At 34.9% G+C, this 25,317-nt stretch carries 29 protein-coding genes and 1 tRNA gene; 19 read left to right on the top strand and 11 right to left on the bottom strand.

Translation table 11 applies throughout. From position 1 onward, the window contains the following. Positions 1-58 precede the first annotated feature (58 nt). The 4 genes from ABMA70_RS09060 (at position 59) to ychF (ending at position 2,830) form a co-directional block, all read left to right on the top strand. Positions 59-134, top strand: a tRNA-Gln gene (locus tag ABMA70_RS09060). A 29-nt stretch (positions 135-163) separates the two neighbouring features. Further along, positions 164-1,111, top strand: a complete 948-nt coding sequence (locus tag ABMA70_RS09055; protein WP_368667187.1) for a ribose-phosphate diphosphokinase — start codon at positions 164-166, stop codon at positions 1,109-1,111. 11 nt (positions 1,112-1,122) lie between these two features. Next, positions 1,123-1,704 (top strand): aminoacyl-tRNA hydrolase, encoded by a 582-nt coding sequence (gene pth, locus ABMA70_RS09050; protein ID WP_392994059.1) that lies wholly within the window; start codon positions 1,123-1,125, stop codon positions 1,702-1,704. A gap of 16 nt (positions 1,705-1,720) precedes the next feature. Continuing rightward, positions 1,721-2,830, top strand: a complete 1,110-nt coding sequence (gene ychF, locus ABMA70_RS09045) for a redox-regulated ATPase YchF (RefSeq protein WP_392994062.1) — start codon at positions 1,721-1,723, stop codon at positions 2,828-2,830. Between the two features lie 175 nt (positions 2,831-3,005). On the opposite strand, the gene ABMA70_RS09040 is transcribed toward ychF, so the two are convergent. Together ABMA70_RS09040 and ABMA70_RS09035 are read right to left on the bottom strand one after the other, a co-directional pair. Then, positions 3,006-5,063, bottom strand: coding sequence for a lytic transglycosylase domain-containing protein (locus ABMA70_RS09040; RefSeq protein ID WP_103218643.1), 2,058 nt, complete (start codon positions 5,061-5,063; stop codon positions 3,006-3,008). Then, positions 5,047-5,610, bottom strand: a complete 564-nt coding sequence (locus ABMA70_RS09035; protein ID WP_103218644.1) for a hypothetical protein — start codon at positions 5,608-5,610, stop codon at positions 5,047-5,049. The genes ABMA70_RS09040 and ABMA70_RS09035 overlap by 17 nt, the downstream gene beginning before the upstream one ends. Before the next feature lie 149 nt (positions 5,611-5,759). Here ABMA70_RS09035 and ABMA70_RS09030 point away from each other — a divergent pair, with 149 nt between their 5' ends. From ABMA70_RS09030 to ABMA70_RS09015, 4 genes are all read left to right on the top strand, one after another. After that, positions 5,760-6,905 carry an Mrp/NBP35 family ATP-binding protein gene (locus ABMA70_RS09030; protein ID WP_103218645.1) on the top strand — a complete coding sequence of 382 codons (1,146 nt, stop codon included), beginning with the start codon at positions 5,760-5,762 and terminating at the stop codon, positions 6,903-6,905. A 3-nt stretch (positions 6,906-6,908) separates the two neighbouring features. Continuing rightward, the gene (locus tag ABMA70_RS09025) at positions 6,909-7,442 is read left to right on the top strand and encodes a hypothetical protein (protein ID WP_103218646.1); all 534 of its coding nucleotides are present in this window, start codon (positions 6,909-6,911) and stop codon (positions 7,440-7,442) included. A 9-nt stretch (positions 7,443-7,451) separates the two neighbouring features. Next, a complete protein-coding gene (locus tag ABMA70_RS09020; RefSeq protein WP_021267727.1) occupies positions 7,452-7,643 on the top strand; it encodes a hypothetical protein in 192 nt (63 codons plus the stop codon). A gap of 204 nt (positions 7,644-7,847) precedes the next feature. After that, positions 7,848-9,029: a hypothetical protein gene (locus ABMA70_RS09015; protein ID WP_392994066.1), complete on the top strand. Its 1,182-nt coding sequence runs from the start codon at positions 7,848-7,850 to the stop codon at positions 9,027-9,029. 325 nt (positions 9,030-9,354) lie between these two features. On the opposite strand, the gene ABMA70_RS09010 is transcribed toward ABMA70_RS09015, so the two are convergent. The 6 genes from ABMA70_RS09010 to ABMA70_RS08985 all read right to left on the bottom strand — a co-directional run bounded on the left by ABMA70_RS09010 (position 9,355) and on the right by ABMA70_RS08985 (position 13,968). Next, the gene (locus ABMA70_RS09010; protein WP_103218648.1) at positions 9,355-10,308 is read right to left on the bottom strand and encodes an electron transfer flavoprotein subunit alpha/FixB family protein; all 954 of its coding nucleotides are present in this window, start codon (positions 10,306-10,308) and stop codon (positions 9,355-9,357) included. Between the two features lie 13 nt (positions 10,309-10,321). Then, entirely contained in the window at positions 10,322-11,110 is a 789-nt protein-coding gene (locus ABMA70_RS09005; protein ID WP_103218649.1) for an electron transfer flavoprotein subunit beta/FixA family protein, read from the bottom strand. Between the two features lie 2 nt (positions 11,111-11,112). Then, positions 11,113-12,255, bottom strand: coding sequence for an acyl-CoA dehydrogenase family protein (locus ABMA70_RS09000; RefSeq protein ID WP_368667188.1), 1,143 nt, complete (start codon positions 12,253-12,255; stop codon positions 11,113-11,115). 111 nt (positions 12,256-12,366) lie between these two features. Next, positions 12,367-12,834, bottom strand: a complete 468-nt coding sequence (gene folK, locus ABMA70_RS08995) for a 2-amino-4-hydroxy-6-hydroxymethyldihydropteridine diphosphokinase (RefSeq protein ID WP_103218651.1) — start codon at positions 12,832-12,834, stop codon at positions 12,367-12,369. Next, a complete protein-coding gene (locus tag ABMA70_RS08990; protein ID WP_158246916.1) occupies positions 12,834-13,031 on the bottom strand; it encodes a hypothetical protein in 198 nt (65 codons plus the stop codon). The genes folK and ABMA70_RS08990 overlap by 1 nt, the downstream gene beginning before the upstream one ends. After that, positions 13,021-13,968, bottom strand: a complete 948-nt coding sequence (locus ABMA70_RS08985) for a hypothetical protein (protein WP_146037887.1) — start codon at positions 13,966-13,968, stop codon at positions 13,021-13,023. The genes ABMA70_RS08990 and ABMA70_RS08985 overlap by 11 nt, the downstream gene beginning before the upstream one ends. Positions 13,969-14,088: 120 nt before the next feature. Here ABMA70_RS08985 and ABMA70_RS08980 point away from each other — a divergent pair, with 120 nt between their 5' ends. The 4 genes from ABMA70_RS08980 (at position 14,089) to ABMA70_RS08965 (ending at position 17,345) form a co-directional block, all read left to right on the top strand. Then, positions 14,089-14,748, top strand: coding sequence for a LysM peptidoglycan-binding domain-containing protein (locus ABMA70_RS08980; protein ID WP_103218654.1), 660 nt, complete (start codon positions 14,089-14,091; stop codon positions 14,746-14,748). Positions 14,749-14,818: 70 nt separating this feature from the next. Then, a complete protein-coding gene (locus tag ABMA70_RS08975) occupies positions 14,819-15,571 on the top strand; it encodes a hypothetical protein (protein WP_103218655.1) in 753 nt (250 codons plus the stop codon). Between the two features lie 12 nt (positions 15,572-15,583). Further along, a complete protein-coding gene (locus ABMA70_RS08970) occupies positions 15,584-16,525 on the top strand; it encodes a phosphotransferase (protein ID WP_392994073.1) in 942 nt (313 codons plus the stop codon). Then, positions 16,518-17,345 carry a sugar phosphate nucleotidyltransferase gene (locus tag ABMA70_RS08965; protein WP_392994076.1) on the top strand — a complete coding sequence of 276 codons (828 nt, stop codon included), beginning with the start codon at positions 16,518-16,520 and terminating at the stop codon, positions 17,343-17,345. Before ABMA70_RS08970 ends, ABMA70_RS08965 begins: the two co-directional genes overlap by 8 nt. Here the strand turns inward: ABMA70_RS08965 and ABMA70_RS08960 are convergent. Then, the gene (locus ABMA70_RS08960) at positions 17,333-17,521 is read right to left on the bottom strand and encodes a DUF362 domain-containing protein (RefSeq protein ID WP_103218658.1); all 189 of its coding nucleotides are present in this window, start codon (positions 17,519-17,521) and stop codon (positions 17,333-17,335) included. The genes ABMA70_RS08965 and ABMA70_RS08960 overlap by 13 nt on opposite strands. An 86-nt stretch (positions 17,522-17,607) precedes the next feature. Between ABMA70_RS08960 and ABMA70_RS08955 the strand changes: the two genes are divergently transcribed. The 3 genes from ABMA70_RS08955 to ABMA70_RS08945 are packed head-to-tail and all read left to right on the top strand — an operon-like array spanning position 17,608 to position 19,095. Then, positions 17,608-18,264, top strand: a complete 657-nt coding sequence (locus tag ABMA70_RS08955) for a hypothetical protein (RefSeq protein ID WP_392994079.1) — start codon at positions 17,608-17,610, stop codon at positions 18,262-18,264. A gap of 18 nt (positions 18,265-18,282) precedes the next feature. After that, on the top strand, positions 18,283-18,720 hold the full coding sequence (locus ABMA70_RS08950; protein ID WP_103218660.1) for a hypothetical protein: 438 nt from the start codon (positions 18,283-18,285) through the stop codon (positions 18,718-18,720). Positions 18,721-18,750: 30 nt separating this feature from the next. Next, positions 18,751-19,095: a hypothetical protein gene (locus ABMA70_RS08945; RefSeq protein ID WP_392994082.1), complete on the top strand. Its 345-nt coding sequence runs from the start codon at positions 18,751-18,753 to the stop codon at positions 19,093-19,095. A gap of 13 nt (positions 19,096-19,108) precedes the next feature. On the opposite strand, the gene ABMA70_RS08940 is transcribed toward ABMA70_RS08945, so the two are convergent. Beyond that, positions 19,109-19,942, bottom strand: a complete 834-nt coding sequence (locus ABMA70_RS08940) for a TIM barrel protein (RefSeq protein ID WP_103218662.1) — start codon at positions 19,940-19,942, stop codon at positions 19,109-19,111. Positions 19,943-20,420: 478 nt separating this feature from the next. On the opposite strand from ABMA70_RS08940, the gene ABMA70_RS08935 reads away from it, so the two are divergent. From ABMA70_RS08935 to lspA, 4 genes are read left to right on the top strand one after another with little or no spacing between them, the layout of a single operon-like run. Next, positions 20,421-20,909: a hypothetical protein gene (locus ABMA70_RS08935; protein ID WP_392994085.1), complete on the top strand. Its 489-nt coding sequence runs from the start codon at positions 20,421-20,423 to the stop codon at positions 20,907-20,909. Next, positions 20,906-22,783 carry an ATP-binding protein gene (locus tag ABMA70_RS08930; RefSeq protein WP_392994087.1) on the top strand — a complete coding sequence of 626 codons (1,878 nt, stop codon included), beginning with the start codon at positions 20,906-20,908 and terminating at the stop codon, positions 22,781-22,783. The genes ABMA70_RS08935 and ABMA70_RS08930 overlap by 4 nt, the downstream gene beginning before the upstream one ends. 11 nt (positions 22,784-22,794) lie before the next feature. Next, a complete protein-coding gene (locus tag ABMA70_RS08925; RefSeq protein WP_103218665.1) occupies positions 22,795-24,297 on the top strand; it encodes a sigma-54 dependent transcriptional regulator in 1,503 nt (500 codons plus the stop codon). Continuing rightward, on the top strand, positions 24,294-24,794 hold the full coding sequence (gene lspA, locus ABMA70_RS08920) for a signal peptidase II (RefSeq protein WP_103218666.1): 501 nt from the start codon (positions 24,294-24,296) through the stop codon (positions 24,792-24,794). The genes ABMA70_RS08925 and lspA overlap by 4 nt, the downstream gene beginning before the upstream one ends. 2 nt (positions 24,795-24,796) lie before the next feature. Here lspA and ABMA70_RS08915 read toward each other — a convergent pair whose 3' ends face one another. Next, positions 24,797-25,237 (bottom strand): indolepyruvate ferredoxin oxidoreductase subunit alpha, encoded by a 441-nt coding sequence (locus ABMA70_RS08915; protein WP_392994091.1) that lies wholly within the window; start codon positions 25,235-25,237, stop codon positions 24,797-24,799. Between the last annotated feature and the right edge of the window lie 80 nt (positions 25,238-25,317).

Below are 25,317 nucleotides of genomic sequence, written 5' to 3'. Positions count from 1 at the left end.
AAAATTTCTTGTCAAAAATAAGAAACTAGCTTATATATTACATACAAATCTACATTGCTGGGGTATCGACAAGTGGCTAAGTCAGCAGATTTTGATTCTGCCATTCGAAGGTTCGAGTCCTTCTACCCCAGCCATTTTCTCACGGATCAGAGAAAGGAATAAGATCATGAAAAGGATCGTTCTCGTATCAGGCACGTCAAATCCAAAGCTTTCTTCCGATATCTCGAAAATCTTAGATGTTCCGTTAGTTGACCCCCAAGTTATTAAATTTGCCAATGGTGAAACATTTTGTGAAATCGAACAAAACGTTCGTGGTGCTGATGTCTTCATTATTCAATCAACATGTGCGCCGGTAAATGATAATTTAATGGAGCTTCTGATTATGATCGATGCTCTTAAGAGAGCGTCAGCGTCTTCGATTACAGCAGTTATTCCTCATTACGGATACTGTCGTCAGGATAGAAAGGCATCGCCGAGAACACCTATTTCAGCAAAGCTGGTTGCCGATCTTATTACAGTTGCAGGCGCTAGTCGTGTTATCACAATGGACCTTCACTCTGGACAGGTTCAAGGTTTCTTTAATATTCCATTCGATAATATTTTTGCTTCTCCTGTTCTTCTTAGTCATATTAAAAGAGAACTTGTGACAGAAAATACGATCTTCGTTTCACCAGATGCTGGTGGAGTTGAGCGTGCTCGCCATTACGCTAAAAAGTGTAAGTGCGATATCGCTATGATCGATAAGCGTCGTACGGGAAAGAACGTTGCAAAGGCCATGAATATTGTGGGTGATGTAAACGGTAAGGACTGTATCATCTTAGATGATATGATTGATACTGCAGGAACACTTATCGAAGCTTGTAATGCTCTAAAAGATAATGGTGCAAGAAGTGTTGTGGCATGTGCTACGCACCCTGTATTTTCTGGGCCTGCTATTGAGCGCATCAATAAAGCAGAATCTTTAAATAAGGTTCTTGTGACAAATACAATTCCTCTGAGTAAAGAGGCGCGTGAGAGTGGAAAAATAATTTCTGTCTCGGCCGCTGAAATATTGGCCAAGTCGATTCATCGCACGTTTAATAACGACTCAGTTAGTTCATTATTTTTATAAACGGGTAACCTATGAATTATTTAATTGTTGGACTTGGAAATCCAGGTTCAGAATATAAAGGTACCAGACATAATATTGGCTGGGACGTAATGAATTTTATCAAGCCAATCAAGGACTTGCCTTTCAAAGAGAAATTTAAAGGAATTTGGTCTTCGTTTGAAACGGATGAAGATAAGTTCTACGTGTTAATGCCTCAAACTTATATGAATCTAAGTGGTGAGAGTGTTATTCCTTTTGCTCAATACTTCAAAATCGAACCAGAAAATATTTTAGTTATTCACGATGAATTAGATTTACCGTGGGGAACTATTGCCTTTAAGGATGGTGGTGGCCTTGCGGGTCACAATGGTCTTAAGTCAATTGCAGGACAATTAGGTCATAACAATTTTAAGCGCTTACGTATGGGGATTGGACGTCCACAACATGGAAGTGTATCTGATTGGGTTTTGGGCCGCTATTTTGGTTCGGAGGCTGACTTTATTGACGATTACTTAGAAAAAGCTTCAAAAGCCGTTGAATGTTATGTAAAAAGTGGCTTTAAAACAGCGATTCAAAGATATAAAAAGAAACAATTACTAGATTTAAGTAAATAGATATCAGGAGAAAATAATGGCCCTAAATTGTGGGATTGTAGGACTTCCAAACGTTGGTAAATCAACGATTTTTCAGGCTCTAACTTCGGCTCCAGCTGAAGCAGCTAACTTTCCATTTTGTACAATCGAACCAAATATTGGGATTGTAAACGTTGGTGATATTCGTATGCAAAAAATTGCGGAAATCATTGGGCCACAAAAAGTTATTCCAACTATTGTTGAATTTGTTGATATTGCAGGTCTTGTAAAGGGTGCTTCAAAAGGTGAAGGTCTTGGTAACCAATTCCTTGGAAATATTCGTCAAGTAAATGCAATTGTTCACGTTGTACGTTGTTTTGATGACACTAATGTTATCCACGTTCACGGTGAAGTTAATCCAGTTGATGATATTGAAACAATTAATATGGAACTTGCTCTAGCTGACCTTGAAGTTGTTCAAAGAAAGCAAGCAAACCTTCCTAAGTTAATGAAAAACCAAAATAAAGAAATTGCATCAAAAGCAAAGATGCTTGTACCTGTTCTAGAAAAACTTACTGCTCATTTAGAGCAAGGTTTTGCTGCACGTACTCTTGAGATGAATAAGGAAGATATCGAGTTAACTCGTGACCTTAACCTAATTACTCTTAAGCCAACTCTTTACCTATGTAACGTAGATGAAGAGAGTGTTGATGAAGATAATGACTATGTAAAAGCAGTAAAAGAATTTGCAGAGAAAGAAGGTTCTCGTGCAATTAAAATTTGTGGAAAGCTAGAATCTGAAATTGCGGCACTAGAAGATGAAGCAGATAAGAAAGACTTTATGGAAGCTGCTGGAATTGAAATTTCTGGTTTAGAAACGCTTACTCATGAAGCATATAATATGCTTGGTCTTCGTACATATTTTACGGCCGGTGTTAAAGAAGTTCGTGCTTGGACTTTCAAAGAAGGAGCTAAAGCTCCTGAAGCTGCAGGTGTAATTCACTCAGACTTTGAAAGAGGATTCATTAAGGCAGAGATTTATCACTATGATGACTTAATTGCTAATGGATCAGAGGCGAAGGTTAAGGAAGCCGGAAAGCTTCGTATGGAAGGTAAAGAGTACATCGTAAAAGACGGTGATATTATTCACTTCCGTTTTAATGTTTAAGCATCCGCAGCATTGATTGCCCAAAGGCAATCTATTGGCTGCGGTGCTAGCGCAGTCGCTTGTAATGATGACTGTAATAAACTAAATGAGCTTTAGCTTATTTATGTTTCCTCAGCGTAAACTTATTTGAGAATAATTTACAAAAAAGGCTTCCAATAGGAAGCCTTTTTTATTTCTATAATTGAGATGATATTTCACGTTTCGCTTCCTTCTTAGGAAAGGCATTAAAAGTAGAAGCTACACTCTTTTCTAAAATATAATTATCCTTCATTAGATTATAGAAAAAGAAATTTCGGTAAATAAGCTTTACGTATAAACGAGTTTCTTTATATGGAATTTGTTCAATTTGAAAAATAGGATCTTCTACATCCATAAGATTCTTTGCCCACTTTGTTACCTTGTGTGGACCTGCATTATATGAAGATAATGCATAGATTATATTTCCATCAAACTTATTAAGTAGAGACTTAAAGTAGCGTACACCAGCATCGATATTTCTATGTGGAATTAAGATCTCGTCTGTTTTTCTAAAATTAGTCATCTGTCTTGCCGTAGCTGGCATAAGTTGCATTAGTCCTAGTGCGCCTACTGCTGAACGTGCGTTAGGATTGAATGCGCTTTCTTGTCTGATAATCGATAAAACTAGAAGCGGGTCAATTTCAGCATTTACATCTTTAATCTTATCAAGATGTAGAACCGGAAAGAGAGTCGTAATATCAATTTTTGAAGGCCTTATGAGATTTAAGTCAATTGTCCTTGAGACGAGTTTGAAACTCGATAAAAAATCACCACTTTCTTTGAAATGATGAAGAAAGTAATTAAATATAGCCACACGTTGTTCTTCTAATGGAAGAGAGTCTAACTTGGCCCTATTGATAATATCTGTTTCAGGATTGAAACGGATAAATTCATAAATTAATTTATCAACCTTTCCGACAAATTTTAACTCATGCCAAATATTTGATTCCTTAATATTTCTTTGTTTGGCCTGGGTGAAGTCCGCTAATTCTAGTTTGGGAAGATTAACTGTATTCTTATGGAAATAAAGTGATTTAACATAATTCTTATCAAACTCAGGAAGATAGTCCTGGGCAATAATTGAATAGAAGCTTAATGGGTTTCCATTAATCATTAATTTGAATAAGTGTTTTGCAAGGGATTCATTCCCATCTTTCATATAACTATAAGCAATCCAAAATTTTGTCTTAGTGTATAGATTGGAAAACTCATCTATTAATTTATAGTTTTGTACTGTTACGATACTTTCCTTATAGTTTTCATTTTTTATTGAATTCCAAAGTAGAAGGAAGAGTGATTCATTTTTTGATTCATCATCATAACTAATCTCATATGAGCGAGCAAAGTAACGATTGGCATTGGCAATATCATCATTATTTAAAAGAAGTTTTCCAATATAGCGAACACGTTTCCATGAAGACTTTTTATAAATATAGTCTTCATTGGCCTTTTCAAAAGTTAAAAATTTTGAAAGTTGTTCATTGATATTTGCTTTCTTTTTCTCATTATTTTTAACTAGATTTTTTAATTGGCGATATTGTTTTATAAATTCGTTCGTAATGGTTAATTTGTTCTTCTTAATTCTATGTAGATTATTTTGGAATAAAAGAGTGATATCTTTATCAAAATCTATATGTGAATAAAGCTTAGAATCAATCTTTAGCCCATTGATCAAAGTTATTTCGATAAGCTGTTTTTTAATATGCTGATAAATTTTAGATTCTTTATCAACTTCTTCTAGTTTACTAATGAAAAGTGAGTTTCGAGATGTTGCAAGATATTGAATGGCCTTAGAGAAGTTTTCATCATCAGCAATAATATCATTGTAATACTTATCGTTAATTAAATAATTAACAGTGTGAAAACAGTAATTTCTAATATTTGAAACAAATTCATCCTCAACGCGATTTGTTCTGTGACTTTTAATATTACATGAAAAATACTTATCTTTTTTTAGTGATGTTTTTAGATCACTTAAAAACTCCAAGTGAGTAAGATAATTTTTAAAGATACCACCATCTTTAATGGCCTTAATTGCATTATTGATTTTATGATTAGGTAATTTCTTTCTTTTTAAAATGCGTTCAATTTCTGAGATGTGACGTGCAGCTGTAAGCTCTTTGTCTTTAAGAGAACGAGAATCTTTCGCAAAGCTTGTAAATGACAAGCTTGCCGTTAACGATAAAAGAATAAACTTCTTACCCAATAAACTCATTGAAACGACCTTCCATACTTTTTAACTTAGTGACTACATCACTTAAGATTAATTTTTTATCGTCAGGTACAACTTGTTGTAGGTTCTTTAAATAGTTACAGATTTCATCAATATAAACAGTGTCTTCCTTAAAATGAGTTTGGAAGTACTCAACTGTTAAATTAACTTCATCTGCGACATCTTGAAAGTAATCACCTTCTCTAAATGAAAGCTTTCTTTCAAACCCTGTGTGTCTTAGTCCAGCAAGATATTGTTTTAATTTATAAAGTGGGCCTGCAACTTTGTGAGTAAAGAAAATACAAACTACAAAGATGAGGATCCCAAAAAATGCTTGGCATAAAATGAGAAAGTTTAAAAGATCACTCTTCATTGTTGCAATATGCTCAGCAGATTGTGGAAATTTTTCTGAAATATTAGTTAGCACTTGGTAAATAACAAGTGGATAGAATGCACTTAGTACTAGAATTACAATACAAATTAATGCACTGAATCTCAGCTGAAATTTAGAGTCGACTATGATTATGGAACGCTTATATGGCTTAGACACAATTTCTCCAAACTTTAATTTAGTTTCTTTAGTAATTATAACATCTTATGAATTTTGTTGTAGGGCAAAAATTTGCTTTACTCATTGAATAAGTGCCCAATATTTAATAGAATTCACGCATAAAACGATAAAAAACTGAGAGAATTAGTATGCTAAATATTGAAATAGTTAAAAGTAAATTAGTTGAGGTTAATAACCCAAACACTGGAAAATCCCTATTAGATGAGAATCGTTTCAAGGATATTGCAATCGAAGATAAGAAGCTTACGATTGTTTATAATCGTGATGGCATTACTCCTGCACAAAAACGAGATATTGAGGATTCAATTGTTAATTCTCTTTCAGCTATTGTTAGTGAAGATGATCTCTTCATTAAAACTATTTCTACTCAAGAAATGCCAGCTCAGCAACAGCAAAAGCCTCAACAACAAGGTGCGAAGTTAGAAGTCGGTCACGCTAAGGCTGCACCTCAAAAACGTGATATTCCGGGCGTGAAGAAGATTATCGCTGTTTCATCTGGAAAGGGTGGTGTTGGGAAAAGTACAGTTTCTGTAAACTTAGCTCTATCTCTTAAAAACCAAGGAAAGAAAGTAGGTCTACTAGATGCCGATATTTATGGGCCATCTATTCCGATGCTTCTGGGTCAAAGAGATGCGAAGCCTCTTGCAACTGATGATAAGAAAATTGCCCCTATAGAAGCACATGGAATTAAATTCATTAGCTTCGGTTTATTCATTGAAGAAAAAGACGCTGTAATCTGGCGTGGGCCTATGCTTGGTGGGGTTCTAAATCAATTTCTTTTTGATGTTGATTGGGGTGAGCTTGATTACCTAGTATTAGATCTGCCTCCAGGAACTGGTGATGTTCAGTTATCAATTGCTCAAACTTTAAATCTAAGTGGGATTGTTGGTGTATCAACACCACAGGATGTTGCTCTACTTGATTCTAGAAAAGGCTTCAATATGTTTGAACAGGTCAATATTCCTGTTTTAGGACTTATTGAAAATATGAGCTACTTCGCACCAGATGATATGCCTGAGAAGAAATACTATATTTTCGGTGAAAAGGGTGGAGCAGATATCGCAAATGAGCTTGGTTATCCATTCTTAGGTGAAATCCCTATTGAAATAGCTTTACGTGAATCTTGCGATAATGGTGTGCCTTACATGTCTAATAATTCATACGAAAGTAGACCAGTATGGAAAGCATATTCCGGTATTGCAAAAAAGATCATTGAAATAGAAAATAATGATGGTGAGGGGAAAGGTTTTTTCTCAAAAATTTTCAAAAGGTAGAAAATGTCCATCATACAGAAAATAGAGGAGCAATGCTCTTTTAATTTCACAGGCAGAATCAATATTCTTAAAAGGGCCGATCGTCAGTTCCTAGGCGTTATATATATTAGCGAGGGAATCGTTGTTGCGGCCCAGTTCTCTAAGAAGACAGGCCTTAAGGCCTTATACTCATTAGTAATTTTTGAAATGGATCATATCGAGGAGTTCACTCTTGTGGCCGAGCCAGAAGTTGTTTCTGAGAGTGACTACGAATTCAAACTAAAATTTAGTGAGTTAAAGTCGAATATTGAAAATGCTTATTCTCAGCATTTAAAGGCTAAGTCCCTTCGTCCACCAGAAAATATTCACATTTTGATCAATCCTGTGTTCATAAAAAATGGAAAAAAGACTGGTGCAAATGAATTTTTACTATTAAAAACTATAGCTGAATACAGCAAGGTTAAAGATATTTATAGCAATTGCGAATTATTTGATTTTGAAGTCACCCAAGCATTAGTAAATCTAAGAAAAATGGGCGCCTTGAAGGTCGTAAAGTAGGAGTTTTAAATGAAAGATCAAACGCATAACCAAGGCAACCTTAAAGAGCTTAAAGTTATGATCGAAGAAAACGTTGTTACCTCTTTTGAGTTAATGTCTCAGAATACTGGGATTGAGCTTGAAGAGCTTATTGTAGTCGCTCTAAAGCGCTTTAGAGCTTCTCATAGTGACTATGAGAAGAAGACTTTCCAAGTTGATTAATTCTTATTCATATTAGAGTAGGCACACCCCTGGGGTGTGTTTACTTTTTCTACAGTGTTAAAAATTTAACAGTCTAATACCTAAACAATTCAATAAATTCCATTAAATACGAACGCGTTTTCAGTAAGTTAGCAAATATACGTATTTGTTCAATTTGGCATGAGTGTTGCTTCTATATATGCATATAGGTTTTAGGAGCACTGTATGAAAGCAACAGCTATTTACAAGAAATTCATTATCGCATCAGTACTATCAGGATCATTCCTTGTATTCGGTGGTATCTATCAAGGGATTTCAGTAACTGATAACTCATTTATGCAACAGAAAGATATTTCTTTTGAAAAGAGAGTTGATGAGAGCGTTGATCGTATCGTAGCTTCATCTGATCGTGAAAAAGTATCTGTTCAATACTTACCTGTTGCAGAGTATGCACAAATTATCGACGGTAAATGGGAAATTGTAAGAGTAGAAAATCACGAAGGAAATGAAATTTTTAATGAGAAGAAAGCAAACTCTAAAAGAGTAGTTGATATGAAGTTAATTGGAACTGGTCTAGTTCAACTTAACGATAATAATGAGTACACTTTTGATGTTTCTTTCCTACACGAGAATAATAAAAATATCTCAATCTTTAGAGCTTATGAAGATGGATTTGAATTAATTGAAGCAAGAAGAGTTGTTGAAACAAATAATGAAGTAGCTACTCAAGAAGTTATCGTTGATGAAGCTTTAGAAGATGCAGCAATCATTAATGAAAATGAGAGAAAAGAATTTATTATCGAAAGAGTAGTTCTTCCTCAATTAAATAACGAGCTAATTCGTGGTGAAGATAAGATTGAAGGAAGTGTTACAGTTGGACCAAATGGTGTTCAAGGTCTTTACTTCAACGTATTCGATAAAGATATTAATGAAGTACTTGGTGATATTAAGCTAAAAGATGGAAGTGCTTTTGAAGTAGAACTTCAAGGACAACTTTCACATGGTGTATTTGCTAGAAATGGTGAGAATGGATACCGTCTAAGATTTACAACTGGTCCATATGCTGGTGGGTTAATTAACTTTGTTACTTACGATGAACTAGAAAGAGTTAATGCAGAATTTGAAAGTATGGAAAGAGCAAAAGAAGAATCAAGCTTTGAAAGATCATTAACTGAAGCAGGTTCTTTTGAAAATGATATTAACCTAGCACAAGGTAATTCAAATCCTGTAGCTTTTGATAAGCAAGCGAAAGAGCAAGTTGAAGAGGAAAGCTACGAAGAAAAATACGAAGAAGAGCAGTATGAAGAAGATAATCTTGTAGATGATCCAGCTGCAAGATTTGAAGAGCAAAAAGAACTTGAGTACGAAAGACAAGAAGAATTAGACAGACAAGGTTACGGATTCTAATCCAAAAATATAAAGAGAGAAGAGAAGAAAAATAAAGGCCCTCTAAATTGAGGGCCTTTTTTATTATCAATATTTATGCACAGATTTTTTGCTCCTGAGGCGAACCGCTCGGGCTTGAACCCTCGCTCTCGATCAGAATGTGCTCCTTGCATGGGGAGCTAGCACCGCAGGGAGTAGATTGATTATTGCACAAACTTTCCCATTGGCCTAGAGACAACAAAGCCGGGCTTGAACCCGGCTTGTTGAATATGTAATTCATTTCATTGCAGTGAGGCCTAGCACCGCAGCCAATAGTTTGCCTTTGGGCAAACAATGCTGCGGATGCTTAAAGAACTTTTTTAAGTTCTTCTTTAAGAATTGGAACGATTTGGAAAAGATCTCCAACAATTCCGTAGTCAGCTTTAGTAAAGATTGGCGCATCTGGGTCAGTGTTGATTGCAACGATAACCTTAGATGTTCTCATCCCAGCTAAGTGCTGAATAGCACCTGAAATACCACAAGCGATGTAAAGAGATGGAGCAACTGTTTTACCAGTTTGACCAACTTGCATTGCGTGTGGAGCATATCCTGAGTCTACAGCAGCACGTGAAGCACCAACTGTTGCACCAAGAACTTCTGCTAGTTCTTCAAGGATCTTGAAGTTTTCTGCAGATTTCATAGCACGTCCACCAGATACGATGACATTTGCTTCTGTCAGGTCTAGCTTCTCAGAAGCACCCTTAACGATTTCTTTGATTGCAGCTTTGATGTCACCAGCGTTAGCAGCAACTTCATTTGCAGCACCTGCACCAGCAGTTGGAGCTTCTGGCATACCAAGAGCGTTAGGTCTTACAGTTACGAAACCTGGCTTAGGTCCGTCTAGTTCTACTTTAGCTAGAACTTTACCAGCAAATAGTGGTCTTGTTCCTGCAAAGTTGTCACCTTCCATTACAAAATTTGTAACTTCTGATGCCATACCTGCATCAAACATACCAGCTAGTCTTGGCATAAGGTCTTTTGCTAAAGAAGTTGCACCAGCAAATACGTAATCGTAGTTTGAACCGATAAATTCTTTAAGTGCATTAGCGTATCCTTCTGGAGAATACTTATCTAGGTTTGCACCTTTTAGGTTGTGAACATTAGCAGCACCATACTTTGCAAGATCTGCAGTTGCATTAGCACCCATGTCACCAACGATTGCTACGTCAACAGTGTGACCAGCAAGTTTTCCTAAGATTTCAAATGTAACAGACTTAACTGTTTCACCACTTGTTTCAGAAAATACTAATATCTTTGCCATTTTAATAATCTCCTTAGATAACTTTAGCTTCTTCTCTTAAAAGCTTAACAACTTCAGCTACAACACCTGCTTGAGCAGCTTCGTCCATTGCATCAAACTTCTTCCCAGCTGGTTTTTCTGGTGGAAGTTGGAAACCAGAATACTTAACACGACGATCGTCAGCAGATACACCTACATCTGAAAGTGAATGTTGAGCAAGAGGCTTTCTCTTAGCTTTCATAATCCCTGGAAGAGAAGCATAACGTGGGCTGTTTAGACCTTTGTTGGCCGCAATTAATACTGGGGCAGTTACTTCGTAAACTTCTAGTGCTCCACCTTCAACTTCTCTTTTAAGAGTATATGAACCACCTGCTTCTTCACAACCGTCTACAACAGTTACTGAAGGCATTCCTAGCATTTGAGCTAGAAGTTGTGGAACTTGAAGACAGTCGTCATCAATTGCTTGTTTTCCAGTGAAGATAACATCTGGAGTTTTCCCAGATTTTTCAATAGCACCTTTAAGTGCTTTAGCTGTCATATATGAATCTAAGTTGTCATCAGCTTCAACTAGGATTGCATCGTCAGCACCCATTGCTAGGGCAGTTCTTAGAGCTTCAGTGTCTTTAACACCACCAACTCTTACTACAGTAACAGTAGAACCACTGTTTGCAGCTTTAGTTAATAGAGCTTGCTCTACTGCAAATTCATCATATGGATTCATGATCCACTTGATAGAACTTGTTTCGATATAAGATCCATCACCATTTGGAGTAATTTTAGTTTCCGTGTCTGGAACTTGTTTAATACATACAAAAATGTTCAATTTTAGCTCCTTGTAAAAATTTCTTTAGCAATAACTAATCTTTGTATTTGTGAAGTGCCTTCATATATTTGAATGAGTTTGGCGTCTCTCATTATTTTTTCAACTGGATATTCTTTACTATAACCGTAGCCACCAAATACTTGTACAGCATCAGTTGCTACTTTCATAAACATATCAGCGGCTTTAGCTTTTGAGTATGATGAAAGTTCTGGATTTGGTTTTCCATTATCAATTGACCACGCAGCCTTTTGAACAAGTAGTCGAGCTGCTTCAATTTCAATTCCCATGTCGGCGATCATCATTTGAATGGCCTGATGACGAGATAGTGGAACACCAAATTGTACTCTCTCCCCAGCATACTTAACCGCATGATCCATAGCACATTGAGCTCCACCTACTGCGGAACTCGCAACCATAGGTCTAGAGTGATTTAATGTTGCCATTGCAATTGGCCAACCTTGACCAAGACCACCTAAAATATTCTCTTTTGGAACTTTTACGTTTGTAAAAGTCACTGCTCTAGTATCAGAACAACGATGTCCCATTTTATTTTCTTTTTCACCAAGCTCAATTCCCTCGGACTTTCCATCAATAACAAGTGCCGTAATACCTTTGTGCTTAAGTGTTGTATCAGTTGTTGCATAGACAACAAAAAGATCTGCATATCCTGCATTTGTGATCCACATCTTATTTCCATTTAATAAGTAGTGATCTCCACTTTCTTTTATAGTTGTTTTGATACCCGCTGCATCTGATCCATAGCCTGGTTCTGTTAAGCAGAAAGCTGCAATTTTATAATCTTCAGTAAAAGGAGTTAAAAATCTCTTTTTTTGTTCTTCATTCCCACCAATAACAATTGGTAGAAGTGCAAGATCATTTGCCATGATTGCGGTATTCATTCCTAGGCAACCATAGGCAAGAGCTTCAGTAATGATCATTGAATCAATAGTAGAAAAACCTGCTCCACCATATTCAGCTGGAATACAAGTATTAACTAAACCAAGCTCCCAAGCTTTGCGAAGAATGTCCAAAGGCATCTGTGCCTTTTCATCATATTCGCCAGCTTTAGGCATCATCTCATTTTTTGCAAATTTCATTGCAAGTTCACGAATTTCTTTTTGCTCGGAAGTTAATTCAAAGTTGATCATGATGGAACCTATTGTTCTAAAGATAATGTGACATTATTATAGATAGTTTTTCAGTATTTAGTAAATAGGTAATAAAGGCTTAAGATAGTGTAATAAAACACCTTGGTACTATTTGAGTGGTGTTGCATCATTATGCTTCAATTCAGCAATTTCAAAATATGATTTGTATTCGCTATAGCTCGGTAAATCCTTCAAGGGCTCGAGCACAAAGCTTCTATTTCTAAATTCTTTATGGGGTATAATTAAGTTCTTTGATTCATATTTTAATTTATCAATAAAAATAATATCGATATCAATCTCTCTAGGGCCCCAGTGATAGCGTCGTTTGCGACCAAGTTTATTTTCGATTTCTTTTGCTATGTGCAAAAGAGCTTCTGGCTCTATGTTTTGGGATGTCTCAATTTCAAGAGCAATATTATAAAAATTTGGCTGATCTTGTGGCCCGTATGGTGGGGTTTCGAAAATCCTACTAATAAATGATTTGGCATCTAGGGCCAATTCGATTTCTTTAGTTGCGCTAAGAAGAATCTCTTCTTTATTATTTAAATTTGAGCCGAGACTGAAGATTATTTTCATTAGTTCGAAGACTTTTTAGATTCTTTTTTTGAATCTTCATCTGAGCTTTTAGATTTAAGCTGTGACTTAGGTCTTAGTACTTTTTTATTTTGCTCAATGAATGAAGGAAAGTTATCATTCTTTGGCTTGGGAGCAGTTTTTACACCACAAGAAGTTAGTGCAAAAGTAGTAAAAAATAATAAAAACTTAGAACTCAAGTGCAAGACCTACTCCCATTACATCTGTTCCAATATCAACCCTTAAAAACCATCCAGGTACTAATCTTTTAAATCCTGTTGCACCAAAAACAAACTCATCTTGCTCAACACTTGCAACGAGGTCAAGTTCTCTTTGGGCTTGGTCTGAACCAACTTTAGAAACGTCACCAGCACCAGGACTATCAGCAGTTGCAAATTTATATCCAACATATGGCATAAATACGGTGTATAAAGGACCTTCAAATGAGTACTTTGCTCTGAAGATATACTGATTTACTGCTGTATCTATATCATCTGCAGGGAAAGCACGAATAAGATGACGACCAATAAAGCCTTCGATCCAAATATTTTTTTCAACTTGAAAAGACCATGCGGCATTATATTGAGTATTTGTATCTTGCTTTCCGGCAGTGTTAAACCCATCCACAAGACCGATACCAACAGAGGCGATATTATCATTTTTAATGACACCTGTTTGTTGACTTTCATCACCATACAAGTCTTCCTCTAGTAATGTCGTATCATCATAAAGAGATTCTGAATCAGTGATTTTAAATTGATCATCTTGATTGTCAGCGGGCTTACCGTAAGCTGAGTCATCGCCACGCAAGATTTGAACATCTTGGTTTACAAAGAAATTTTTAAATAATTCTTCATCGTACACTTTTGTGACTTTAACGGCTGCTTGATTCTCTTCTTGTTTTGGAACAACTCCACGTGCAACAGGTACCTTATTTATTAAGATAGTAATGTAGTCACCTTTTGCGAAGCTATCTTGACTATTACTGACGAGAATAATTCTTTTAGTTCCAGAAATTTTCAATAGCTTTTCATTAGCTAGTTCAAAATTAGCTGCATTTGAGAAATCATTAACCGCACTTTGAGAAAGAGCAGTAGTTGATAAAAATAGTAAGAATAGGATCATTATATTCTTCATACGGAAAAATTGTACATCGCATGAAGAAATTAGTCTAGGCGGTTAAAATTTAAATATCTATTTAAAAGTAACCGAAGGGAATTACATATAATTGTTACTATTTAAAAGGGGTAATATACCATGAAGAAGATATTCTTATTATTATTAGTTTCGGCACTAACTTTCACTTCATGTTCAAACAATGAAAAGAAAGAAGGGGAAGTAGCAGCGGCTGAACAATCTGAAGAGATTTCAATTGATGATTCTGACTTCGTTGTTGATGCGAATGAAGATCTAAATCAACTAGAAGAAGCAACAATGCAACCGACTGATGAATCAGTTGCTGTTCTTGGAAGTGAAGCACCATCACCAACAGATGAAATTCTTCTTGAAGAAAATGTAGCTTTAGAAAAAGACGTTATTGTAACTGCATCTGATTACTATGAAGTTCAAAAAGGTGAAACACTAATGTGGATTGCTTTTAAGCTATATGGTGACTATAGAAAGTGGCGTGATATCCAAGCGATGAATCAAGAAGCTTTGGCCGATGGTCTTCAAGCAGGAGATAAAATCAAATATCAAAGTGGACAATTTAACTGGAACCCAGTTGGACTACCTCACTTAATTAGAAGAGGAGAAACACTTGGTGTTATTTCTCAAGATAAGTATGGAACACCGGCCAAGTGGAGATCAATCTGGGATAATAATAGAGATATGATTAAAGACCCAAATCTAATCTTTGCAGGTTTTACTCTTTATTATGTTCCTGAGGAAAGAGATGTTGCTTCCGAGTCTATGTAATTCATGTATAATAGTTTAATTATATAAAGCTCTCATAACGAGAGCTTTTTTATTTTTTACCTAATAGAAGATGAAAATTTTAATTCTACTAACACTATTTAGCTTCACGTCTTGTACTTATCTTTATAAAAAAGATAATGATTATCCATACAACTATCAGGATACGTTTACATCTCAAGATTATCTGACGCACCTTGAAGGAATAGCAGAACTTTTCATCAAAAATAATAAGGTAAGAAAACCAAATAGAAGATCTCTGCGTTACTTGAATACAATTGCAAAAGAACTTTATTTAAATAATCAAGGGCTCTTTCAAAAAGACGATTTTGGTATCAATTTTTATATTGTTGATGACAATAGGAATTTCTACTTCTCCCTTCCAAAAAATAACGTTTTTATGTCTCGTGGTTTACTTAAAAATTATATGAATAGTGAGAATATTTTCGTGGCCGTTCTCTTAGGAGAATTGATAAGAAGTAAAATTGGCATCTATGAGAAGAAAAAACTGATTCCACTAAATTCTTACACTATCGATGATATGATTCGTATTAATAATTTAGACTTAAATGCTAAAAGAGACTTAAATAACTTGGTCTACGAAGTATTAATCAAATCTGGATACGATCCAGAGGCACGACTTCTTTGGCTCCAGACTCTAAACCGTCAATCGATTAGTTTTAGTGTGCAAGGTGTACACTCACATGAGCTTTCGAAAGAAGAATTTTTACTTAAAAATTATATGGTGAATAGTGGAGAGGATGAGAATTTAATTTTTGAAAAAAACTCATCTCGTCTATTCTATTATTTCAAAGAAAGTATCTAAAGAGTAAATAGGATGAATAAAGAATCAATTGTAAATAAGCTAGAAAATGTTGGTTATTATACTAAAGATAGCAATCTGCAGAAATTGTCAGGTGATGCTTCTAGCCGTGAATACTATCGTTTAAATCACGAGAATAATACATATGTAGTGTGTGTTGAGATTTCAAATGGCCAACAAAGTTGTGACTTCAACACTGTCACAAATAATATTTTAAGTGATATTAATACACCTAAGATTCTATTCTACGATCCAGAGTTTTCAATCCTTATTCTAGAAGATATTGGAAGTATTTCGTTAAAGGATTTTTATCTTTCTTCAGGACTTTCTAAGCATGTAGAAGCTGTAGGCGATATTAAAAAATATCAAAATATGCCACTTGAGTTTTGCATGGGAAGAGACTTTGATCGTGAAAAAATTGGTTTTGAATTTGATTTAGCATGCAATTATTTTCTACAGCAACATTTAGGAGTTGAACTAAATAATGATGAAAGTTTACTTCTAAAAGAAGTGAGAGAATACATCATTAACTATTATGAATCTCATAAGGAAGTTGTTTGTCATCGCGATTATCATTCAAATAATCTTTATGTTAAGGATGGTGTTCTATTCCATATTGACTATCAAGACATGAGGGTTGGCCCAAAAATGTATGATTTAGTTTCACTTGTAGACGACTGTTATATTAATTTCTCTGACGCCGAGAAAGAGAAGTTATTATTAAGTTATGATAATGACTTTTATAATAAGTACAAAAATGATTATCATATTGTGCAAATTCAAAGAACTTTTAAGGCCCTTGGAAGTTTCGCCTATTTAAATATCGATAAAAAGAAAGATAATTACCTACAATTCATCCCTGTAAACTTAGAGAAGCTCATTAATACTTGTAAAACGAGTACAATTGAAAAGTTTAATGATTTCGCAAAAATTTTAGAGCGAGGTTTGAATGATTAAAACTTGCTTTATTGCTAGTGCTGGTTTTGGCACACGCATGGGAAATCTAGGAAATATAATACCTAAACCTTTATGGCCATTTTTCAATCTACGTTTGCTGGATTTACAAGTAGCTTATGCAAAAATGTTAGGTTGTAATAAAATCTATATAAATTCTCACCATTGTCATGACGAAATGCTGGTTTGGGCAAAAGATAAGGATGTTGTCTTACTACATGAACCAGATATCTTAGGTAGCGGTGGCTGTATTCATAACTTGAAGAAGCATATTGATGATGAGGTTATATTCATTATTAATTCTGATCAATTTTATTTTTTTGATTTTGAGCAGATTCAAAATGATGTTGAACGAATGTTATCTGCTAATGCGATTGCTCACTTATATGCAATTGAAGTTGATAAAGATGCTTCTTACAACGAGACTAAAGTTATTGATGGAAAGCTTACAAGTATTTCACCTCATGATGCTGATAGTAATTATTTAACTTACTCAGGTGTTGGTATATTAGATTTAAGAAAGATTCCACTGGTTGAAGGTGAATCATCTTTCTTCAAAACGGTAGCGGACTATAATAATAAAACAGTCCATATGAGCCTTCCTAAAAACCCAGTGTTTCTCGACTTGGGTACACTGGACAAGTATATTGATGTAATTTCAGACCTTGAAAAGCTTCCAGCTGTGGTTAAAAAATTTGTTGCCTCTATCGAGGAACTTGAAGGAACTGATTTTAGATCGACATCAATAATGGATTGGCTTGGTGTTCGATTTGATTTCGATTCGAGAATTATTACTTATAAGGAAAAAGATTATTCTTTCTGAGTAACTTCTTTTATACAGTCGACAGGGCAAACAAGTATACATGCGTTACACAACGTACAGGCCCAAGGTTCTATTGTGTACTTACCTTTATCCATAAAAATTGCCTTTTCTGGACAGATAAGCCTGCAGTTATCACACTCTATACAACGTGAAGAAATTTCGAGATAATAATCCATATATTAATTATAACAAATTTTAAAATTTAAGGTAATAAGTGCACAATTCTGACACTCTGACATTCAAATTGCTAAATATTCTGTTTGTGGTATTTTCGCTGTTTTTCCTACATACGTGTTATTCACTTGATGCAGATGTTTCAGCAATTGACTTGAATCGTTTTATCGGAATTGTTACGACCTATAAAATTACAACTGCCTTAGCTATATTTTTAATTTTTAAGATTCTCTACATGGGAGAACTTACTATAGTGGTTTTGTCGGTCTTTGTTTTAAATATCTTTTATAAGGTATTTTCATTATTCCTAGTGGAGTACGACAAGATTATTCTTTTGATGGCGGTAATCTTTTTATTAGTTTCATATAATATGATTCTTCTTTTGAAGGAAGAGCTTGGACAAGCAATCTTCAAACCAATTTTTACAAAAGAAAATTTTAATTTCGACGGCTTTTGTTCTCTTGAAGGAAATGTATATCTTTCGTCAGGCTCTTGTTTACCTGTTAAAATTTCTAACTGTGATGATAAAGGAATTGTAATCTACACAAGTGAAAAAATATCTAAGGGTGAAAAGTTAGAATTTGAGTTAGAATATGAAGGTAGAAAATTTGTTGATAACTTTTGTGTTGAGCTCGTTTACCCTAACGGCTATGGATTAAAATTATTATCAAAGTCAGAAAATAATAATTACAACTGGATTACACTTTATAATATTCTGAAACGAAGAGGAATTGTTTCATTATAATCTAGGAAGGAACTCTAAATGTTTAAGTATCTAATCATTGCATTACTTTTTATTTCATGTAACTCAAATAAGTCTCCTGAAGGAGTGCTAACTGCATTTATCGAGAAAAGACTGAATGATGAAATTAAAGTTGATGAGCTTAAAGATTACCTTACTGGTACATTACTTGAAGAATATACTCAGGCACTAACTGAGGACGCGAAGAAGCTCAATGAAATGTCTAATTTCAAGAAATCTAGACTTTCGATTGTCTATAAGAACTGCTCGGGCGATGAGTGTTCAATCACTTATTCAGTGGCCTATGATGATGAGGCCACTGATGGTAAGACAAAACAAGATGTTTCGATCTCTGTTAAGAAGATTGCTCTTATTATTAAGAAGGATGATAAGTGGTTGATTTCAGATATCAGTGATGTGAAGTCTTTTTACGAGTTTAAAGAAACAGACGCTCGTTAAGATATCTTCGAACTTACCGATAAGTAAGTCGTGAAAAGTAGCAAAATATTAGATCTTTCTTTAGATAAACTGGTTGGTGAAACTTTCAACTTAACTGAAAGTGCCAACTCTAATGCTCATCAACTAAATTATATTTCAGAAATAAAGTCTTATCGTCTCTGGATCGGTGGTACTTTCATAGATTTTCCACAAGGACTTTCATTTATTAATGACTTGAAAATAAGCAGTTTTCTTGAACTTAAACTTTATGATAAGGCTCTTAATGATGGCCTAAAAGAAGTTCTTCAAACACATAATGACTTAGTTGTTTATATGATGGATGAAAATATTTATATCGAAACTAAAGATTTTGAAGAGATAAAAAAAGCGGCTTAAAAGCCGCTTTTTTTTATAGTGAATTGTAGTAATTTTTAAGCATTAATGCATCGTCTTCTAGGTTTGGTGAGTTACAGATCATGTATCCACCACAACCATTCTTCTTAAGAGACTTTAGAAGATCTTTCCAGTTAAAGTCAGATTTCTCTAGGTTAAGGTGTTTAAGATCACCTTTAGAGTTAGTGCTAATACCTGAAATATGGATGTGCATATTTTTAACTGAATCTTCACCAAGTTCTTCTTTAAGTTTGTTGATTACTTCATCAAACTCTTCTTCTGAGTTGTACTGGTTAGTACGTGCATATAAGTGAGAGAAGTCCATACATGGGCGACAAGAGTCTACGTTCTTAGTTAGGCTGATAAGCTCTTCTAAAGAACCAAACTGTGAAGTCTTTCCTGTAAGCTCTGGACGAAGCTCAATCTCAATATCAAGTCTGCTTAATCTTTCTTCGATTACATTCATCGACTTTTCAACTAGGTCGAAAACATCATATGGAGAATCTTTCATGTAGAAAGCTGCGTGGAAAGTCATTGATTCTGCACCACAAAGGTCAGAAATCTTAGCTGTTTGGATGATTCTTTCAACAGAAGAATCAATTTTATCCTGCTCTCTAGCATTTAGGTTGATATAGTATGGGCCGTGAGAAGTTAATGGAACGCCTAGCTCATATGATACTTTTCTTAGATTTGAAGAAACTTCTTCCTTCATTCTTACGCCGTGTGCAAACTCGAGTTGCATACAATCAAGTCCAAGTTCGTGAATTCTTTTAACACCTTCTACTGGATTGTTCTTTTTAACTGTAGAATTAGGAACACCTGCTGTACCAAAAAGTAGCTTAGTATGCATTCAAAATACCCCTTCTGCTTATATTTAAAACGTTAATGCCTTGTGTATCACAATTACGGAATCCACAATAGGTGCGCTGCGAAATTATATATCAATCGCTTCATATATATCTGCTTTTGTCTATCTGTGATTCAGATGACTTATAGCCGTATTTTGGATTTGGGTCTATAATTAGAGAATATCTTGTAAAAAAAATAGGGACAAAATTTTGTTTAGTGTATTAATTTCATATTTATTAAGTCTTTTTATCGTCTTTATTCAGGTATTTTTCCTGGCCGGTGGATTCATTGTCTTCAGTACAAATCTCCACATATCGAGTTCGGTAGCATTGGCGACATTAATCTATGTAATTTCGTTTACTTACATCATACCTTCCATTGTGCTGTCTAAGCTAAACCCAATAAGATTAGATAACAAAGAACATGTGGCCATTTTTAATAAAATAAATGGACTTCACTTTAGGGGCAATAAGGGAAGATTGAAGTTTTTTGAGAGTAAAAATGCTCCTTTCTTTATGATGGGAAGCTTGCTTGGTTCTGGTTATGTGATCATCAACTCAGCTATCATAAAGAATTTATCGCCATCTGAAATGGATAAGTACCTTGAGGCTGAACTTAGTTTCAATGAGACAATTAATGCAAAGATACTAACTCACATCTTAGTGGTTCTTTTATTTTGGCGTACGATTTTTAATTGGGTGTTCAAGTTGGCAAGAGCTGAAGCCGTTTTCCGTTATATGTTTGTCGTACCTCGAAGATTATTTAATCGCCTTTCAAATAGTTTTAAAGAATATCACTTTAAAAAGAATGAGAGTGTCGATATGAGAGGAGTTGCTCAGAAGGTAATTTACCTTGAGAATGCGATGATTAATGTTGTGCATTTTAATGTCGCTTCAACAACAATGTGGTCAATTCTACGTACTCCAGATGCTATGGATGAGCGATTTCATCAAAGTGAGTTACTATGAAGAACTTTTTTAAGTACTTCAGAGAATTAGATTTTACAAAATATTACCCAGCGCTTTTTACAGTCGTCTTCTTGTCTGTTTTATTTCAGTATAAGTTTCAATCTATTGAAGCAATCTTTTATGATCTTAGACTAAAGCTAGATATGACTCTAGTTCACGATGATAATATCGTTCTCATTAAGATTGATGAAGAGAGTGATGAGTTTCTTGGCGAAAGTTATCCTTATACCTATACAACTTATCTAAAGCTTTTCAGGAAAGTCTTAAAGGATAAACCAGCAATTATAAATTTCTTTGGAGATCTCTCTGCTCCATTAAACGAAAGAGAAGCAGCGTCTCTTCAATTGCTTCATGATGAAATTAAAGATTATATGAAGCAAGGTGGACTTTATCGTTATGGGACAGAATTAGATTCTTGGGGAGAGCGTCTTCCTCCACAAGAATTAAGAGACTTGGGATATTCTCCAGCAGTTGTGAATATTGATAGTAAGCTATTTGCTAAAGATGATGTCGTAAGAAGAATGGTTCTCAATATTTCAGGTGAAGAGACTCTTGATTTTTGGACTGCTAATGAATGGCGAATAATTAATAATGAAGAACCTCTCGTTTTAAATAAGCTAAAAAGTGCTTATTATATGCCAGAAGCTGATGCTAGCTTCAGCTTATTTCGTTATCCATTACGAACACTAGAGCACTTAGAAAAACTACCTGTGCACAGAGTTGTTGTTGGAAATATTCCAAGTGGCTACTTTAATGGAAAAGTTGTTTTAATTGGTCCTGCCTATATTTCGAATTTGAGACATTATGCAAAGACTCCATTTGATAAAGATCAGAAGAGAACGTCGAAATTAGAAATCCATGCCAATATGACAAAAGCATTAATGGAGAATCAATTAATTTATTCAATACCTCTTTGGGTGACTAAAATTCTTTCGATGTTAATTGGTGTCATTCTTTCAATTGTTATATCTAGAATTCAGCCAGCTAAAGGACTTCTTATTACGTTTGGGATTATTGTTGGAACAGTTCTCTTTTCATATTTAATCTTTTTAATCTTTGGACTTTGGCTTTATATTACGCATATCTTATTAACAGTGTTTGTCGTTTACTATATTTGGGTACCATTTAGGGCGATTGGTGAGTATCAACGTCGTTATAAGATTCAAGAAGAAACAAAGCTACTTAAGAGAGTTGAAAACTTAAAGCAAAACTTTATCTCGTTAATGAGTCATGACCTGAAGACACCGGTGGCCAAAATTGCAGGTGTTGCTGATAATATGCTGCAAAGAAATCGTGGTGGTGAAACCTACATGCACGATGGACTAAAAACTATTATTGATTCAACAAAAGAACTTAATAATTTTATCACTTCAATTTTAGACCTTACAAAAGTTGAGTCTCGAAATATTTCTCTTAATCTTCAAAGTAAGGATGTTAATAAAATTATTGAAGATTGCGTAAATAGCTTAATGTACCTGGCGCGTTCAAAAGAGATGTCAATTGAGACAGAGCTCGGACCACTATTTCCAATTGAGATTGATGTTAGTCTCGTTAATCGTATTGTTTCTAATATTGTTGAAAACTCGATTAAATATGCTGGTGAAGGTAAGACAATTAATATAAAGACTTGGGACGATGATACTTGGGTCTATATTGAAATTTCAGACAATGGTGTTGGTATGGGCCAAGACGATGTCGATAATATATTTGAGAAGTTTTATCGGGTTAAAAATGATGCGTCCCATATTATTAAGGGGAGCGGTCTAGGTCTTTATCTGGTAAAATATTTCGTAGAACTTCATGGTGGTGAGATTTCTGTAACTTCATCACTTGGAGAAGGAACAAGTTTTCTAATTAAATTTTTGAATAAATAAATGGAGTGCATATGCATAAGGTTTTAGTTGTCGATGATGATAAAGTTTTACAAACCTCAGTAAGAGAGGCGTTGGAATTTCATCACTTTGCAGTTGATGTTGCCGACAACGGGAAAGAGGCGTTAAGTGCTGTTTATAAGACTAAGTATGATCTAGTTGTTATGGACGTGAACATGCCTGAAATGGATGGTATTGAAGCGTTAACAGAGATTAAGAAACATGATCCTTCAGTAATTGTTATTATCTTAACTGCGTATTCAAATGTTACTGATGCGGTAAAGGTCGTAAAAGAAGGCGCTTATAATTACCTTGAAAAGCCGATCAGCTCAGACAATCTTGTTTCATTGATTAAGCGTGCCCTTAAAGCAAGATCACTTGTTGAAACAGTTGGTTTCTCGGCTCCAGTTTTATCACTTGGTGATACAAAAAATAAATTTGTTGGTGAATCAGATGTTATGCAGAAGGTTTTCAATGTTATTGGAAAGCTTGCGCAAGTAAACACTCCGGTTTTAATTCGAGGTGAGTCTGGTACAGGTAAAGAGCTTGTTGCTCGTGCAATTCACTATAATGGTCCAAGAAAAGATGAAAAATTTGTAACGATTAACTTGGCAGCTATTCCTGAAAACTTAATAGAGTCAGAATTATTTGGTCACGAAAAAGGTGCGTTTACTGGTGCTAACGAAAGAAAAATCGGTAAGTTTCAATTTGCTGATGGTGGAACTCTTTTCTTAGATGAGATCGGTGATGTTTCACCAACGATGCAAGTTAAACTACTTCGCGTTCTTCAAGAAGGTACCTTCACTCCTGTCGGTTCAAATAGAGAGATTAAAGCTGATGTTCGTGTAATTGCAGCTTCACACAAACCATTTGAAAAGATGATTGAAGAAGGAACATTTAGAGAAGACTTATTCTACCGTTTAAATGTTCTTCCTGTATATCTTCCTCCGTTAAGAGAGAGAAACTCAGATATTCCTCATCTTGTTGAATACTACGTTAAGTATTTTAATAATGTTCATAATCTAGAAATTAGTGGACTTGATGAAGAAGCAATGAAGATTATGCAAGGTCATGATTGGCCAGGTAATATTCGTGAGCTTAGAAATGTTATCGAGCATGCTTTCATTATTGAAAGTGGTGATATTATCAAAGCCAGCTCTTTACCAGATAAGATAAGAAAATCAGTTACAGTTGAAAATCTTGTCGAAGAATCTCAAGCTATTATTGATTACGATGAAATTAAGGACTCTGTTCTTACAGATGCGGGACAAGATGAACAATTAATTGCAAGTGCACAAGGTTATCAATTTGTTTTTGCAACTAATGAAGTTGACGGTGAGCTAAGGCTTAATTTTTCACAAGCTAAAGATATTTTTGAAAAAGAATTTATCATCCAGGCTTTAAAAATTAATAATGGAAAGATTAATCAAACAGCATTGAAAGCAAATATTCCTAAGAAGACACTTCTTAGAAAGATTGAAAAGTACGAGATTAACCCTAAGGAATTTTATAAATGAATCGAATTTGGCAAATGACATTACTTATTGTTGGAATTCTTTTCTTGGATCAATTTTCTAAGGGAGCAATTCAATCTAGTTTTAAGCTTGGGGAAACATTAACAGTTATTCCTGGCTTCTTTAATCTTACTTATGTGAAGAATCCTGGTGTAGCTTTTGGAATGGGAAGTGAGTTTCCTGACGTAGTTAGAATGATTCTTTTTAAAATCCTGCCGGTAATTGCATGTCTTTGGTTTGTCTATTTAATCTGGGACTCAAGAAAGAAAAGTTATATGCTTTGTTTAGCTTATTCAATGATCTTCGCTGGAGCTGTTGGAAATCTTATTGATCGTATCTCATTAGATTACGTCGTCGATATGTTTGATTTCTATTATAAGGGATGGCACTTTGCTGCTTTCAACGTGGCAGATGCTTCAATATCTGTAGCAGCAGGTATATATATTGTTGATTATTTTTTAACTGAAGTTCGTGGAAATAAAAAGAGTGCTAAAGCCTAGGCTTAAGCACTCTCTTCTTCTGTATTTGTTTCTTCACTTGGTTTTTCTTTTATAATTCCAAATTCGCTGTGTAGCTCGTTAAGAGACTCTTCTGAAACATAGAGTTCTGACTTAAGAGTTTCACGTCCCCAAATTGCAAAAGCATCATTGTGCTCATACATTGTAATCGTTTCCCAAGGACAGTCTTGAGAGCAGTTTTGACAACCAATACATCTAGCTAGGTCGATCTCAACTGTTTGATTGAATTGTGGGTTATTTGGATTTGGACCAGGTACTAGTTCAATTGAGTCTACTGGACAACCTTGGATACAGATTTCACATCCTGTACATCCTGACTGGTGAACAACAGCTAGTAGCTTAGGGCCCTTCTTACCTTTTCTCGCTGGCTTAAAGCGTGCCGAGTGGTAAGGATTCTCCACTAAAAATTTAACATCTTCGCTCATTAGCAATTCCTAATACTAAGTTAATTAGCAGTATTTTAACGTATTTCAACGCATCATAAAAGGGATTTTTGCCTGATTAA

The organism is Halobacteriovorax sp. XZX-3 (genome assembly GCF_043196495.1).
Classification (GTDB): Bacteria; Bdellovibrionota; Bacteriovoracia; order Bacteriovoracales; family Bacteriovoracaceae; genus Halobacteriovorax_A.
The sequence above is the reverse complement of the archived record's forward strand: the minus strand, read 5'-3'. Positions and strand labels throughout refer to the sequence as shown.

Excerpts from the sequence above, each read along its gene's own strand:
- ABMA70_RS09020 (WP_021267727.1), top strand. The coding sequence starts at position 7,452 with ATGAAAGATCAAACGCATAACCAAGGCAACCTTAAAGAGCTTAAAGTT.
- folK (WP_103218651.1), bottom strand. The coding sequence starts at position 12,834 with ATGAAAATAATCTTCAGTCTCGGCTCAAATTTAAATAATAAAGAAGAG.
- ABMA70_RS08975 (WP_103218655.1), top strand. The coding sequence starts at position 14,819 with ATGAAAATTTTAATTCTACTAACACTATTTAGCTTCACGTCTTGTACT.
- ABMA70_RS08965 (WP_392994076.1), top strand. The coding sequence starts at position 16,518 with ATGATTAAAACTTGCTTTATTGCTAGTGCTGGTTTTGGCACACGCATG.
- ABMA70_RS09010 (WP_103218648.1), bottom strand. The coding sequence starts at position 10,308 with ATGGCAAAGATATTAGTATTTTCTGAAACAAGTGGTGAAACAGTTAAG.
- ABMA70_RS08985 (WP_146037887.1), bottom strand. The coding sequence starts at position 13,968 with ATGAAGAATATAATGATCCTATTCTTACTATTTTTATCAACTACTGCT.
- ABMA70_RS08980 (WP_103218654.1), top strand. The coding sequence starts at position 14,089 with ATGAAGAAGATATTCTTATTATTATTAGTTTCGGCACTAACTTTCACT.
- ABMA70_RS09040 (WP_103218643.1), bottom strand. The coding sequence starts at position 5,063 with ATGAGTTTATTGGGTAAGAAGTTTATTCTTTTATCGTTAACGGCAAGC.
- ABMA70_RS08915 (WP_392994091.1), bottom strand. The coding sequence starts at position 25,237 with ATGAGCGAAGATGTTAAATTTTTAGTGGAGAATCCTTACCACTCGGCA.
- lspA (WP_103218666.1), top strand. The coding sequence starts at position 24,294 with ATGAATCGAATTTGGCAAATGACATTACTTATTGTTGGAATTCTTTTC.
- ABMA70_RS08950 (WP_103218660.1), top strand. The coding sequence starts at position 18,283 with ATGTTTAAGTATCTAATCATTGCATTACTTTTTATTTCATGTAACTCA.
- ABMA70_RS08960 (WP_103218658.1), bottom strand. The coding sequence starts at position 17,521 with ATGGATTATTATCTCGAAATTTCTTCACGTTGTATAGAGTGTGATAAC.
- ychF (WP_392994062.1), top strand. The coding sequence starts at position 1,721 with ATGGCCCTAAATTGTGGGATTGTAGGACTTCCAAACGTTGGTAAATCA.
- ABMA70_RS08930 (WP_392994087.1), top strand. The coding sequence starts at position 20,906 with ATGAAGAACTTTTTTAAGTACTTCAGAGAATTAGATTTTACAAAATAT.
- ABMA70_RS09015 (WP_392994066.1), top strand. The coding sequence starts at position 7,848 with ATGAAAGCAACAGCTATTTACAAGAAATTCATTATCGCATCAGTACTA.
- ABMA70_RS09025 (WP_103218646.1), top strand. The coding sequence starts at position 6,909 with ATGTCCATCATACAGAAAATAGAGGAGCAATGCTCTTTTAATTTCACA.
- ABMA70_RS08940 (WP_103218662.1), bottom strand. The coding sequence starts at position 19,942 with ATGCATACTAAGCTACTTTTTGGTACAGCAGGTGTTCCTAATTCTACA.
- ABMA70_RS08925 (WP_103218665.1), top strand. The coding sequence starts at position 22,795 with ATGCATAAGGTTTTAGTTGTCGATGATGATAAAGTTTTACAAACCTCA.
- ABMA70_RS08970 (WP_392994073.1), top strand. The coding sequence starts at position 15,584 with ATGAATAAAGAATCAATTGTAAATAAGCTAGAAAATGTTGGTTATTAT.
- ABMA70_RS09030 (WP_103218645.1), top strand. The coding sequence starts at position 5,760 with ATGCTAAATATTGAAATAGTTAAAAGTAAATTAGTTGAGGTTAATAAC.
- pth (WP_392994059.1), top strand. The coding sequence starts at position 1,123 with ATGAATTATTTAATTGTTGGACTTGGAAATCCAGGTTCAGAATATAAA.